This window comes from Kitasatospora sp. NPDC001261 (assembly GCF_042896795.1).
GTDB lineage: Bacteria > Actinomycetota > Actinomycetes > Streptomycetales > Streptomycetaceae > Kitasatospora.
Genome location: NZ_JBIAXP010000004.1, coordinates 20,503 through 33,281 on the forward strand (window position 1 = coordinate 20,503; position 12,779 = coordinate 33,281).

Annotated in this window: 12 protein-coding genes and 8 tRNA genes; 10 read left to right on the top strand and 10 right to left on the bottom strand. The window is 72.8% G+C overall.

The features are described from left to right. The first annotated feature begins 1 nt into the window (after window position 1). Complete coding sequence (locus ACFY4B_RS06910; RefSeq protein WP_049656200.1) at window positions 2–202, top strand: hypothetical protein; 201 nt, start codon at window positions 2–4, stop codon at window positions 200–202. 304 nt (window positions 203–506) lie between these two features. Here ACFY4B_RS06910 and ACFY4B_RS06915 read toward each other — a convergent pair. The 6 genes from ACFY4B_RS06915 to ACFY4B_RS06940 all read right to left on the bottom strand — a co-directional run bounded on the left by ACFY4B_RS06915 (window position 507) and on the right by ACFY4B_RS06940 (window position 1,141). Next, window positions 507–578 (bottom strand) — tRNA-Val (locus tag ACFY4B_RS06915). 41 nt (window positions 579–619) lie between these two features. Next, a tRNA-Val gene (locus ACFY4B_RS06920) sits at window positions 620–691 on the bottom strand. 44 nt (window positions 692–735) lie between these two features. Continuing rightward, window positions 736–807, bottom strand: a tRNA-Val gene (locus tag ACFY4B_RS06925). Window positions 808–848: 41 nt separating this feature from the next. Next, window positions 849–920, bottom strand: a tRNA-Val gene (locus tag ACFY4B_RS06930). Between the two features lie 34 nt (window positions 921–954). Next, window positions 955–1,028 (bottom strand) — tRNA-Cys (locus tag ACFY4B_RS06935). Window positions 1,029–1,068: 40 nt separating this feature from the next. Next, a tRNA-Gly gene (locus ACFY4B_RS06940) sits at window positions 1,069–1,141 on the bottom strand. A 321-nt stretch (window positions 1,142–1,462) separates the two neighbouring features. Between ACFY4B_RS06940 and ACFY4B_RS06945 the strand changes: the two genes are divergently transcribed. The 3 genes from ACFY4B_RS06945 (at window position 1,463) to ACFY4B_RS06955 (ending at window position 4,319) form a co-directional block, all read left to right on the top strand. Next, window positions 1,463–2,548, top strand: coding sequence for a chorismate-binding protein (locus ACFY4B_RS06945; protein ID WP_375876747.1), 1,086 nt, complete (start codon window positions 1,463–1,465; stop codon window positions 2,546–2,548). Between the two features lie 27 nt (window positions 2,549–2,575). Continuing rightward, the gene (locus ACFY4B_RS06950) at window positions 2,576–3,406 is read left to right on the top strand and encodes an aminotransferase class IV (protein ID WP_387966759.1); all 831 of its coding nucleotides are present in this window, start codon (window positions 2,576–2,578) and stop codon (window positions 3,404–3,406) included. 64 nt (window positions 3,407–3,470) lie between these two features. Then, a complete protein-coding gene (locus ACFY4B_RS06955) occupies window positions 3,471–4,319 on the top strand; it encodes a GNAT family N-acetyltransferase (RefSeq protein ID WP_387966760.1) in 849 nt (282 codons plus the stop codon). A gap of 12 nt (window positions 4,320–4,331) precedes the next feature. Here ACFY4B_RS06955 and ACFY4B_RS06960 read toward each other — a convergent pair whose 3' ends face one another. Further along, complete coding sequence (locus ACFY4B_RS06960; RefSeq protein ID WP_387966761.1) at window positions 4,332–4,832, bottom strand: DsbA family protein; 501 nt, start codon at window positions 4,830–4,832, stop codon at window positions 4,332–4,334. Between the two features lie 110 nt (window positions 4,833–4,942). On the opposite strand from ACFY4B_RS06960, the gene ACFY4B_RS06965 reads away from it, so the two are divergent. Next, window positions 4,943–5,407 carry a hypothetical protein gene (locus ACFY4B_RS06965; protein ID WP_117487167.1) on the top strand — a complete coding sequence of 155 codons (465 nt, stop codon included), beginning with the start codon at window positions 4,943–4,945 and terminating at the stop codon, window positions 5,405–5,407. Window positions 5,408–5,457: 50 nt separating this feature from the next. On the opposite strand, the gene ACFY4B_RS06970 is transcribed toward ACFY4B_RS06965, so the two are convergent. Beyond that, window positions 5,458–6,027: a CGNR zinc finger domain-containing protein gene (locus ACFY4B_RS06970; protein WP_375876751.1), complete on the bottom strand. Its 570-nt coding sequence runs from the start codon at window positions 6,025–6,027 to the stop codon at window positions 5,458–5,460. Between the two features lie 415 nt (window positions 6,028–6,442). Beyond that, window positions 6,443–6,856 (bottom strand): SsgA family sporulation/cell division regulator, encoded by a 414-nt coding sequence (locus ACFY4B_RS06975; protein WP_030056266.1) that lies wholly within the window; start codon window positions 6,854–6,856, stop codon window positions 6,443–6,445. 614 nt (window positions 6,857–7,470) lie between these two features. Here ACFY4B_RS06975 and ACFY4B_RS06980 point away from each other — a divergent pair. Then, window positions 7,471–7,542, top strand: a tRNA-Val gene (locus tag ACFY4B_RS06980). A 209-nt stretch (window positions 7,543–7,751) separates the two neighbouring features. Beyond that, window positions 7,752–7,823: transfer RNA gene (locus ACFY4B_RS06985), tRNA-Val, on the top strand. 81 nt (window positions 7,824–7,904) lie between these two features. Here the strand turns inward: ACFY4B_RS06985 and ACFY4B_RS06990 are convergent. Next, window positions 7,905–8,672 (bottom strand): exonuclease domain-containing protein, encoded by a 768-nt coding sequence (locus ACFY4B_RS06990; protein ID WP_074002368.1) that lies wholly within the window; start codon window positions 8,670–8,672, stop codon window positions 7,905–7,907. 167 nt (window positions 8,673–8,839) lie between these two features. Between ACFY4B_RS06990 and ACFY4B_RS06995 the strand changes: the two genes are divergently transcribed. The 3 genes from ACFY4B_RS06995 to thrS all read left to right on the top strand — a co-directional run bounded on the left by ACFY4B_RS06995 (window position 8,840) and on the right by thrS (window position 12,658). Further along, entirely contained in the window at window positions 8,840–9,394 is a 555-nt protein-coding gene (locus tag ACFY4B_RS06995; RefSeq protein ID WP_049651441.1) for a DUF4365 domain-containing protein, read from the top strand. Window positions 9,395–9,426: 32 nt separating this feature from the next. Then, window positions 9,427–10,590, top strand: a complete 1,164-nt coding sequence (locus ACFY4B_RS07000) for a hypothetical protein (protein ID WP_380737392.1) — start codon at window positions 9,427–9,429, stop codon at window positions 10,588–10,590. Window positions 10,591–10,678: 88 nt separating this feature from the next. Then, a complete protein-coding gene (thrS, locus tag ACFY4B_RS07005) occupies window positions 10,679–12,658 on the top strand; it encodes a threonine--tRNA ligase (protein WP_074002371.1) in 1,980 nt (659 codons plus the stop codon). The last annotated feature ends 121 nt before the right edge of the window (window positions 12,659–12,779 follow it).

Sequence of the window (12,779 nt, forward strand, 5' to 3'; positions counted from 1 at the left end):
CATGCCACCGCAGCTCACGGGAACCCCCCGCCGCCGTCGGCAGGCCTCCCTCCGGACGGGGTCCGCCGAGCAGCCCACGCGGCACCCCGCGGTGGCGTTGGCCATGGCCCTGCCGTGCGCCGTGCTGCTGGTGCTGCTCTTCGGAGGGTGGGAGCAGATGGCGAACCAGGCCCAGGCCGTCGCCGATCTGATCGCCCGCTGAGCAGGGGAAGAAGAAGGACACCGGCCCCGAGGCCGGTCGAAGACGGGCACCGAACCCCTGGGGACGGGGAGCGGTGCCGCCGGGGAGGCCGCGGCCGCGATGACACGCGGACGGGCGTGGGCGGTGCGCAGAGCGCCCCGGCAGGCGGAGACGCCGCGTACGGACGTCGGTGAGGGCGTCCGTACGCGGCTCTTCTCTTTTCCCGGCGCTTCCCCGCCGGAGGCCCGGCGCCCGGAACCACCCGAACGGGACGACAAAAGGCCGGGGCCGCGACCCTTACGGATCGCGGCCCCGGCCGTTACTGTGCGCGATACTGGGATTGAACCAGTGACCCCTACCGTGTCAAGGTAGTGCTCTCCCGCTGAGCTAATCGCGCCTGATGTGGCGGTCCTGCAGCAAGCCCCGAGGGGCCTGACGTGCGCGATACTGGGATTGAACCAGTGACCCCTACCGTGTCAAGGTAGTGCTCTCCCGCTGAGCTAATCGCGCCTGGTGCGGCGGTGTTGCAGCAGACCCCGGAAGGCCCGTTACTGTGCGCGATACTGGGATTGAACCAGTGACCCCTACCGTGTCAAGGTAGTGCTCTCCCGCTGAGCTAATCGCGCCTGATGTGGCGGTCCTGCAGCAAGCCCCGAGGGGCCTGACGTGCGCGATACTGGGATTGAACCAGTGACCCCTACCGTGTCAAGGTAGTGCTCTCCCGCTGAGCTAATCGCGCGGGGAGGCCTCCCGGAAGAACCGGGAGGACCTCTTGGAGGTGGAGACGGGATTTGAACCCGTGTACACGGCTTTGCAGGCCGTTGCCTCGCCTCTCGGCCACTCCACCAGGCAACACATGAAGAACGATCTTACACTGTTCTCCATCGAGCGGACGACGAGATTCGAACTCGCGACCCTCACCTTGGCAAGGTGATGCTCTACCAACTGAGCCACGTCCGCCTGTCTCCCGGGGGGCTTCACCGCTTTTCTTCGGCTGCGCTCCCTGGCGACGTGTTGAACTCTAGCGGATTCCCGGGCCAGCTAAAAATCCGTTCCCGCAGCATGCCGAGGGGATGGCCGGCGAGTGCCGTCCCGTCAGCCCTCCCGGCCGACCACCGGCCACCACCTGCGCCGCTCCCGGACGATCATCCGCAGGCCACCCGGCGCACACCCGCACGACGCACGCGACTGCTCGTACGCGGGGGCGCGAGCCGGGCCGGGCCCACGCCCCCCGACCTACACTTCAGGCACCGCCCCCCAGCACCACCGCGCAGGAGAACCGTGTCCGGCCACCCCGCCCCCCGCACCCCGCTCGCCCGCTTCGGCGGCCGCCTCGCCACCGGACTGCGCGACGTCACCTCGGACCCGGCCGCCCTGGACTCCGCCGGCTACTGGGCCGTCGCCTACGACTTCGAGGGCCGCCTCACCTGCGCCCGCTTCGACGAGGTCCGCCCCGCCCCCGCCCCGCCCTCCGGCGCCGGCTGGCGCGGACCGGAAGCCGGCGGCTGGCACAGCTCCCTCGACCGCGCCGCCTACACCGCGGGCGTCCGCCGCATCCGCGAGCACATAGCCGCCGGCGAGGTCTACCAGGCCAACCTCTGCCGGGTGCTCTCCGCGCCACTGCCCGACCCGGACCGCAGCGACGTCGACGCCCTCACCGGCCTCCTCGCCCACGGCAACCCCGCCCCCTACGCCGGCACCGTCCGCCTGCCCGACCACGGCGTCGAGATCGCCACCGCCTCGCCCGAGCTCTACCTGCGCCGCACCGGCCGCACCGTCTCCTCCGGCCCGATCAAGGGCACCGGCCGCACCGAGGACGACCTCCTCGACAAGGACCACGCCGAGAACGTGATGATCGTCGACCTGGTCCGCAACGACCTCGGCCGGGTCTGCGGGACCGGCACCGTCACCGTCCCCGACCTCTGCGCCGTCGAGAAGCACCCCGGCCTGGTCCACCTCGTCTCCACCGTCGAGGGCACCCTGCGCGAGGGCGCCGGCTGGCCCGAACTCCTCGCCGCCACCTTCCCGCCCGGCTCCGTCACCGGCGCCCCCAAGTCCAGCGCCCTGCGGATCATCGACGCCCTGGAGACCGCCCCCCGCGGCCCGTACTGCGGCGCCGTCGGCTGGGTCGACGCCGACCGCGGCGAGGCCGAACTCGCCGTCGGCATCCGCACCTTCTGGATCGACCGGACGGACCCCGCCGCACCCGTCCTGCGCTTCGGCACCGGCGCCGGCATCACCTGGGGCTCCGACCCCGAACGCGAATGGGCCGAAACCGAACTGAAGGCAGCCCGCCTGGTCGCGATAGCGTCGGGCGGCGAACCCGGTGGCGAGTCCGGCAGCGGATCCGACCCGACCGGGGCCTGAGCCCCCACCGCCTAGGAGCAGCACCCGATGCACAACCGCACCACGAGCTGGGTCAACGGGGCCCTCGTCGACTCCGCCGACGCGACCGTCTCGGTCCTCGACCACGGCCTCACCACCGGCGACGGCGTCTTCGAGACCCTGAAGACGGTCGACGGCCGGGCCTTCGCGGTCACCCGCCACCTCGACCGGCTCACCCGCTCCGCCCGCGGCCTCGGCCTGGCCGACCCCGACCACGACCTGGTCCGCGAGGCCTGCGCCCAGGTCCTCGCCGCCAACCCCGCACCGCTCGGGCGGCTGCGCATCACCTACACCGGCGGCAACGGCCCGCTCAGCTCCGAGCGCGGCACCACCGGCCCCACCCTGGTCGTCGCCCTCAGCGCGATCGGCCACCGCCCCGACGAGACCGCCGTCGCCGTCGTCCCCTGGCGCCGCAACGAGCACAGCGCCGTCGCCGGCCTCAAGACCACCTCGTACGCCGAGAACGTCGTCGCCCTGGCCGCCGCCCACCGCGCCGGCGCCTCCGAGGCCCTGTTCGCCAACACCGCCGGCCTGCTCTGCGAGGGCACCGGCTCCAACGTCTTCGTGGTCCTCGGCGGCCGCCTGCTCACCCCCGCCCTCGCCTCCGGCTGCCTGGCCGGCATCACCCGGCGACTCGTCATCGACTGGTGCGGCGCCGAGGAGGCCGACCTCCCGCTCACCGCCCTCCAGGACGCCGAGGAGGTCTTCCTGACCTCCACCACCCGCGACGTCCAGGCCGTCACCCGGGTCGACGACCGCGAACTGCCCGGCATCGGCCCCGTCACCGCCAAGGCCATGGCCGTCTTCGCCGAGCGCAGCGGCGACGACCTCGACCCGTGATCCCCGGCCGGGGAGCAGGCCGACCGCGTGGATAACCTCCCCCGCAACGGGAAGGGACCAGCACATGACCACCACGCTGCGCCCCGAGGGCCCGGAGACACCCACCGCGGCTGGCGGCCGCACCAGACGCTGGCTGATCCTCTCGAACGGCCGCCCGGTCGGCGCGGTGCGCACCACCGCCGACCCGCAGGGCGGTCAACTCTTCGGGAGAATATCCGAGTTGGAAGTCACCGAGGGCCGCGGCCGGGGCCGCGGCACCTTCGGCGGGCTGGCCGCCGAGGAGGTGCTGCGCACCTGGGGCTGCACCCGGGTCGACGTCGCCGTCCCGGAGTCGGCCGCGGCGGCCCGGGGGCTCGCCGCGACCCTCGGCTACACCGAGCGGGCCCTGGCCATGTCCAAGCCGCTGGTCGACGCCCCCGAGCTGCCCGCCGGGCTGAGCGCGCGCCCCTTCGACGACCCGGCCGAACTCCGGGCCTGGTACGAGGAGTCCGCGGACGACTACGTCCGCATGATGGTCGGTTCCGGACTCACCGAGGAACAGGCCCGCGCCCGCATGGCCGCCGGGCCGCAGAGCCCGCCCACGCCGGACCCGGAGGCCCCCGGCATGGTCGTGCGCCGCCTGTACGGCGCCGACGGCGGGGAGGGCCCGTACGGCCTGCTCTGGCTGCAGCCGCGCCTGCGCGAGCTGCCGGACGGCGAACCGCTCGCCTGGGTGATGAAGGTCGAGGTGTCCCCGGCCCATCAGGGCCAGGGACACGGACGCACACTGATGCTGCTCGCCGAACGCGAGTGCCTGGCCGCCGGGGTGCGGCACCTCGGCCTCAACGTCTTCGCCGGCAACGAGGTCGCCATCCGGCTCTACACCTCGCTCGGCTACCGGGTCACCGAGCGCGTCTACGGCAAGCAACTGTGACCGGTCGTGCGGTCAGGAGGACTTCGCCGCCTCGAGGACGGCCACGATCCGCTCGCGCAGCCCGTCCTGGCTCTGCCCGCCGTCGAGGCGCTTCCCGCCGATCACGTACGTCGGCGTGCCCGTGACCCCGATCGCCTTGCCCTCGGCCTGGTCGGCGTCGACGGTCAGCATGTGCCGGCCGTCGACCAGCGCGGTGTCGACCTCCTCGACGTCGGCCCCGACCTCCCGGGCCACCTCCAGCAGCACCTGCTGCCCGCGCGCGTCCAGCTCCTCGGTGCGGGCCAGCAGGGCCTCCACGAAGGGCCAGCCCAGCCCCTGCGCGAACGCCTCCTCGGCCGCCTCCGCGGCGGCGTAGGCGTGCTTGTGCTTCTCCAACGGGAAGTGCCGCACCTCCAGCGGCAGCGCGTCGCCGTACTGCGCGCGCAGCGCCCGTACGTCGTCCAGCGCGGTGTGGCAGTCCGGGCACTGGAGGTCGCACCAGAACTCGAGGCGGGGGAGGGAACCATCGATCATTCCCTCAGTGTTCCACTAGTGGGCGCCCGCTCCGGCCGGAGGTGCGCCCGAGGGCGGACCGAGAGGAAGGCACCGATGACCAGGACGACCGGACACGAAGGAGCGGCCCCGTGCTGAGCGCGGCGATCAGCTTCATCCTCACGGCGGGCGGAGTGGCCTTCGCGGGGCTGCGGGCCTACCGGCGGCGCTTCCTGTCGGCGACCCGCTGGTTCGCGGTGGCGCTGCTGCCCGCCGGGCTCTACCTCACCGGCCTGTTCCCGTTGGCGAGCACGATCGCCCGGGAGTTCGCCGACTGGGCGACCAGGCTGGTCTTCGACCCGCGGGTCTGGACCGGCATCGCCCTGCTCGGCGTCTCCGCGGTCCTGCTGGTCACCACCCGCTGGGTGGGCCGCCGGGGCGGTACGGCGGTGGAGAGCGCCCCGGAGCGCCCGGCCGCGGCCGGCCCGGCGCCCGAGCGCCCGGCGGTGGCGGCGCCGGCCCCCAAGGCCGCGAAGAAGCCGGCCGCGGGCAAGCGGGAGGACGGCCTCGGCGACTTCGCCGACATCGAGGAGATCCTCCGCAAGCGCGGGATCTGAGCGGGACGGGTGGATCCGGCGGACCAGGCGGACCGAGCGGACCCGGGCGGTCAGGCGGAGGGAACGGCCTCCGCCGACCGCTGCCGCGCCCGGTAGGCGGCGACGTGCAGCCGGTTGCCGCAGGTACGGCTGTCGCAGTAGCGCCGCGAGCGGTTCCGGGAGAGGTCCACGAAGACCCGCGCGCAGTCCGGCGCCTCGCAGCGGCGCAGCCGCTCCCGCTCGCCCGCCATGAGGATGAAGGCCAGCGCCATGCCGAGCTCGGCCGCCAGGTGGTCGCCGAGCGCGGCGTGCGGCGCGAAGTAGTGGATGTGCCAGTCGTGGCCGTCGTGGTTGGTCAGCCGGGGCGTCGTCCCGGCGGCCGCGACCATCGAGTTGACCAGCTCGGCGGCCTCCGCGGTGGACTCCGTCGCGAACACCTCGCGCAGCCGGGTGCGCAGCTCGTGCACCCGCCGCAGGTCGTCCTCGGTCAGCGAGTCGATCTCGCTGATCTCCTGGCGGACCACGAAGGCGTCCAGTGCGGCGATGTCCGGCAGTCGCTCGGCGCCGCACACCTCGGGCGCGGTGTTGAGCAGCTCCACGAGGAGGCTCAGCGCGCACTCGGTGTCATGGGTGATCAGCACGTTGGGGGCTCCTCGCGCAGGGGGACTCCGATACCCCGCGTCCGCGGTTACCCCAGACCATACCGGGCCTCGTACCGGTAGGGCGGTGCCTTCTTTCGAAGATGTGTGCGCAGTCCGGCAAGGCGTCCGAAACCGGACACCGCCCGGCCGGACGGCCCCCGGGGCACCGTCCGTAGGGCCGCCGGAAGACGTCGGCGCCCGGCACCGAGGCCGGCCACCCGTGAGGATGACCGGCCTCGGTGCCGGGCGCCTGCGGTGCTGGGGCCCGCTCCGGGGGAGCGGGACCGCCTCACCGGCCCCGAGACCGCGTCGTGCGCGGCTGAGTCCGCTGCCGTGCCCCCGAGTAGGACGGCTGCGATGGCGGCAGGCGGTATGGCCCCGCCGACAGCGGGGCGTGACCGCCCTCCGGACGGGGTCAGCTTTCGGCGAGGATGTGGGACAGCTCCCGGTCGAGGTCGAAGTGACGGTGTTCGGTGCCGGGGGGCACCGCGGCGTCCGTCCGCTTGAGGAACGACTCAAGCGCTCGGGCCGGGGCCTCCAGCAGGGCTTCTCCTTCCGGAGAGCTCAGTGCGATGCAGACCACCCCTTGCCCGTGACTACGGGACGGCCACACCCGGACGTCGCCGGTACCGGTGGGTCGGTGCAGCCCCTCCGCGAGGAGATCTCGGGCGAACACCCACTCCACGGTCTCGTCGGCGCCCGTGTGGAACGTGGCGTGCACGGCGTAGGGGTCGGCGGTGTCATAGCGCAGGCCCGCGGGGACGGGCAGTGAGGACTCGCTGGACACGATGAGGCGCAGGTGCAGCTCGCAGCTGACCGTGGTGTTCATAAGCGCCATGGCCTTTCGCTCAGTGTGCGCTCGGGGAATCGCACGTCGGCGAACGGACCATCCCACCCCCAAGACCGATGTAAACCCCTCTGTCCCGATTCGGGCGCGAGTCGTACCCCTTACGGCGCATTGCGGAATCGCCCCGCAGCGGCCGGGCCGGGCATTACCCGGGCGCTACTTGGTTAGTTTCCTGGCATGACTGTGCGAAACGACAAGAGGCGCGGGAACACGGGAACGGGTGAAGCGGCTGTGGCGGTTGACGCAGTCGTCGACGGCGGACGGGCGACCGGTTGACGGGCCCCGGCCGGCGTCCGCCGCACCCCGTCCGGCGGGTGGTGATCTCCCTGACCGGCCCCGCGCGGTGCGCTCGGACCGGTCGCGCCGCCGCCCGGCTGGTGATCTTCCTGGGGGCGGGGGCCCGACCGACCGGGCCCGGCCCCGCACCGGATCCGCCGCGAGGTCACGGAGGCCGCCCGGCGGGCCGTGACCCGCGGGTGCGCCGCCGCGAACCGGGGCGGCCGGACGGGAGCCCAGGGGGCGACCGGGAGCGGGGTCGCGGGCGGGGAGGGTGGTCGGAGCACCCTCCGGGATGCGGTAATGTTTTCTCTGCACCCGGGCGATTAGCTCAGCGGGAGAGCACTTCGTTCACACCGAAGGGGTCACTGGTTCGATCCCAGTATCGCCCACCGGAATGCACAGTGATACGTGAGGCCCAGCCGATTATCGGCTGGGCCTCACGTGTATTTCCGGAATCCGCCCGAAGAGCCGTCGGTAATCGCCTGAGGCACAGTCATCTTCCGCGTGGGGCGCGAGTTCTGCGGAGGTGTCGGCAGTACCCGGAACGGGCGAGTTGTACGACCGGCCCCGAATGGTGCTACAGTTCTTCTCGTTGCCCGGGCGATTAGCTCAGCGGGAGAGCACTTCGTTCACACCGAAGGGGTCACTGGTTCGATCCCAGTATCGCCCACCCGGACAGCACGCAGGCCCTGACCAGGAAACAGGTCAGGGCCTGCGGCGCGTTCAGGCCCGGGATACCGGGGCCGCCCGTCTACGCCGCCGCCTCGCAGCCGTGCTCCGGCTCCAGCCGGCGCCCGCAGCCGCACCGGGCCGGCCGCAGCGGCCAGGACAGGTCCACCCGCTCCGCCTTCCCCGAGCGGTCGAACCAGTTCTGCAGCCCCCGCGCCTGCGCCGCGTGCCAGACCGCCTGCCGCAGGTGCAGCTCCGCCGCCGACAGCCCGCCCAGCGCCGCCGGGTAGCGGGCGCCGATCCGCCGGGTCAGCGCCAGCGCCGCCGCCGCGTCCGCCGCCGCGTCGTGCGCCCCGGCCAGCTCCACGCCGTAGTGGGCGCACAGGTCGGTCAGCGTCCGGCGGCCCTTGCGGTAGCGGTCCACGTGCTTGTCCAGCACTCGCGGATCCAGCACCACCAGCCCGGCCGCCGCCGGCCCCCCGGCCAGCGTCAGCCCGTGATGACGGCGCAGCTCCCGGTCCAGCAGCGTCAGGTCGTAGGGCGCGTTCATCACCACCACCGGATGCCCGGCCAGCGCCTCGGCCGCCAGCGCGTGGGCGACCTCCGCCACCACCGCGCGGGCCGGACGCCCGTGGGCGCGCACCCGCTCGTCGGTGATGCCGTGCACCGCGCGGGCGCCGTCCGGGATCGGAACCCCCGGATCGGCGAGCCAGGTGGTGGTCCGCGCCGGTGCGCCCGGCGCGAGCTGGACGACCAGGGCGGCGGAGACGATCCGGTCGTTCTCCACGTCCACGCCGGTCGTCTCGGTGTCGAAGGAGGCGAGCGGGCCGGTGTACCAGTGCTGCTGCATGACTGCCCCTCAGACGAGCGTTGCGCCCGGTTGATACCCGGTTCTGACGCCCCTTCAACCCGTTTGGCCCAAGCCCGACCGGGGATCCTGCCCATGACTGTCCCGATCGAATCGACCGACCCGTCCGGACACCGGGACGGGCCCGAGCCGGGGGAGGCCACGGGGCGATGGCACTGACCCAGCCGCAGCCCGAGGAGGCGGCGGCCGCACCGCGGGGGAACCTCGCGGTCACCGCCTGCATGGAGACGTTGCAGGTCGGCTACCTGCACGCGGTCGCCGCCGCGGCCGGCTGCTCGCTCTCCCAGCCGTTCCCGGACAACGGCATCGACTGGCACGTCAGCCACGGCTCCCGGGCGCACGAGGTGGACGACGAGGTCACCGTCAAGATCCAGCTCAAGGCCACCCAGCAGGTCGCGCCCGACCCGGCCGGACCGTTCTTCAGCTTCACCCTGGACAACGACCACCTGCGCAAGCTCGCCCGGCCCCGGGTCGCCGTACCGCGGATCCTGGTCGTGATGCTGCTCCCGCGCCGGGTCGACCACTGGCTGCGGGCCCGCCCGGACGCCCTGGAACTGCGGCACTGCTGCTACTGGGTCAACCTGGCCGGCCACCCCGTCACCGGGCAGCGGCGCACCAACGTCCGGGTGCCCACCGACAAGGTCTTCGACGACCGCGCGCTCTGCGACATCATGGCCCGGATCGGCGCGGGCGGCAGCCCGTGACGGCCCGGCCGCGGCAGGGAGGAACCGGACCCATGACACCGCCGTACCCACCGGGCGAGCCGGCCCGGCCCCTGCCCGACCCGGCCGCCGTCGACCCCGCCGTGCTGGCCACCCTGCTCGCCCGGCACGGCTGGGTCCGCCGCGGCGGCCCGGCCGCCCGGTACGGACGCTGGACCCCGCCCGACGAGGAGCCCGGCACCAGCCTGCTCGTCCCGGCCGGGGACGGCTTCGACGACGCCGTCGAACTCCTCACCGACGCCGTCGCCGCGCTCTCCCGCGCCCGCACCCCCTCCGCCCGCTCGATCCTGCTCGCCCTCGCCGTCCCCGGCGACGAACTGCGCTGGCACCGCGAGCCGCCCGGCCCCGCCGGGACCGTCTCCTGGGACGAGGCCGAGCGGCTCAGAGGGGCGGCCCGAGGGATGCTCGCCGCCGGCGCCAAGGCCGCCCGCACCAGGGCCGGCTACTTCGGAGCCCGGCTGGACGGCCTCGCCGGGGACTACCTGGACCGCGTCCTGCTGGTCGAACAGGGCGCCGCCCTCACCGCGTACACCCCCGCCCCCGAGGGCCGCGCCGCCGTCACCACCCTGGTCCGGGCCCTGGAGGCGCTGCGCGACGCGGTCGACTACCGGCGGGTCAGCGGCGGGCCCGAGGCCTTCGGGAACGCCGTCCGGGCCGGGGTCAGCCGCGAGCTCGTCCGGTCCGTCGAGGACCTGGTGCGCGACGCCACCGCCGCCCGGCTCAGCGTCGCCTGGTCACCCGCCGCCGGAACACCGGGCGGCTTCGGCGACCGCCGGATCGACCTCGACTTCTCGCCCGGCGACCTGCCCGCCCTGGCGGAGGCCGCCGACCTGCTGGAACGGACCGAACCCGCCATCGCCGTCACCGTGCTCGGCGTGGTCACCCGCCTCAAGCGCGCCGACCCGGCCGGACCGGGCTCGGTACGGCTCCGGGTACTGACCGGCGCCGACGTCCGGGAGCTCAAGCTCCGCCTGCCCGACCCCGACTACCGGCTCGCCGCCGAGGCCCACCTCGCGGGCCTGCCCGTCCGGGTCTCCGGCCGGCTGGACCGGCACGACGGCTTCCGCCGGCTCGTCCGCCCGCACGGACTGGAGCTCCGCGGCTGGGAGGACGGGGACCGCGAGCGGCTGCTGAAGTCGCTCGGAGAGAAGACGGAGGAAGGGGGAGAAGGGGCGTAGGTGGACGGCAGGGGCGGCGCTCTCGGTACCATCGTCACGCGCAGCGCAGTGTTGCGTCCTCTGAAATCCAGCACGTCAGGAGAGACCGGTGACGGACGTCCGGGTAATCATCAGCCGCGAACCCGATCGGGAAGAGCGCGTGGTGACGACGGGCACCACGGCCGCCGAGCTCTTCGCCGACGACCGCTCGATCATCGCCGCCCGCGTCGGCGGCCAGCTCAAGGACCTCGCCTACGCCGTCCAGGACGGCGACGAGGTCGAGCCGGTCGAGATCGGCAGCAAGGACGGCCTCGACATCCTGCGCCACTCCACCGCGCACGTCATGGCCCAGGCCGTGCAGCAGCTCTACCCCGAGGCCAAGCTCGGCATCGGCCCGCCGGTCAAGGACGGCTTCTACTACGACTTCGACGTCGAGAAGCCCTTCCACCCCGATGACCTCAAGGCCATCGAGAAGCGCATGCAGGAGATCATCAAGCGCGGGCAGAAGTTCTCCCGCCGCGTGGTCACCGACGAGGCCGCCGCCGAGGAGCTGGCCGCCGAGCCGTACAAGCTGGAGCTGATCGGCCTCAAGGGCTCCGCCGCCACCGCCGGCGAGGGCGCCGACGTCGAGGTCGGCGCCGGCGAGCTCACCATCTACGACAACCTGGACGCCAAGACCGGCGACCAGTGCTGGGGCGACCTCTGCCGCGGCCCCCACCTGCCCAGCACCCGCCACATCCCGGCGTTCAAGCTGATGCGCAACGCGGCCGCCTACTGGCGCGGCAGCGAGAAGAACCCGATGCTCCAGCGCATCTACGGGACCGCCTGGCCGACCAAGGACGAGCTCAAGGCCCACCTCGACTTCCTCGTCGAGGCCGAGAAGCGCGACCACCGCAAGCTCGGCAACGAGCTCGACCTCTTCTCCATCCCCGAGGAGATCGGCTCCGGCCTCGCCGTCTTCCACCCCAAGGGCGGCATCATCCGCCGGGCCATGGAGGACTACTCGCGCAAGCGGCACGAGGAGGAGGGCTACGAGTTCGTCTACACCCCGCACGCCACCAAGGGGAAGCTCTTCGAGAAGAGCGGCCACCTCGACTGGTACGCGGACGGTATGTACCCGCCCATGCAGCTCGACGAGGGCGTGGACTACTACCTCAAGCCGATGAACTGCCCGATGCACAACCTGATCTTCGACGCGCGCGGCCGCTCGTACCGTGAACTGCCGCTGCGCCTCTTCGAGTTCGGGACGGTGTACCGCTACGAGAAGTCCGGCGTCGTGCACGGCCTGACCCGTGCCCGCGGCTTCACGCAGGACGACGCGCACATCTACTGCACCCGCGAGCAGATGGCGGAGGAGCTCGACTCCACGCTGACCTTCGTGCTCAACCTGCTCCGCGACTACGGTCTGACCGACTTCTACCTGGAGCTGTCGACCAAGGACCCGGTCAAGTACGTCGGCAGCGACGAGACCTGGGAGGAGGCCACCGCCGTCCTGGCGAGCGTGGCCGAGAAGCAGGGCCTGCCGCTGGTGCCGGACCCGGGCGGCGCGGCCTTCTACGGCCCGAAGATCTCGGTGCAGGCACGGGACGCCATCGGCCGGACGTGGCAAATGTCGACAATTCAGTTGGATTTCAACCTCCCCGAGCGCTTCGACCTGGAGTACACGGCGGCGGACGGCTCGCGTCAGCGGCCGGTCATGATCCACCGGGCGCTGTTCGGCAGCATCGAGCGGTTCTTCGCGGTGCTGCTGGAGCACTACGCCGGCGCCATGCCGCCGTGGCTGGCTCCCGTCACCGTGACCGGCATCCCGATCACCGACGAGCACGTGCCGTACCTGCTGGAGGTCGCGGCCGAGCTCAAGAAGCACGGGATCCGGGTCGAGGTCGACACCTCGGACGACCGCATGCAGAAGAAAATCCGCAACGCACAGAAGACCAAGACGCCGTTCATGCTGATCGCGGGCAACGACGATGTCGAGGCGGGTGCGGTGTCCTTCCGCTACCGCAACGGCGAGCAGAAGAACGGCGTGCCCCGTGACGAGGCCATCGCCGAGATCGTTGATGCTGTGGCGCGTCGTATCCAGGTGTGAGGTGGGCCCCGCCTGAGCGGGGGTGATCCGAAGATTCGGAACGCGCACCGGAGGAAGGTGCCGTAGGCCCCGCGCTCGCGGGGTTGCGCGGGGCAGGCTCTCGATGAGTCTGCCCCGCGCG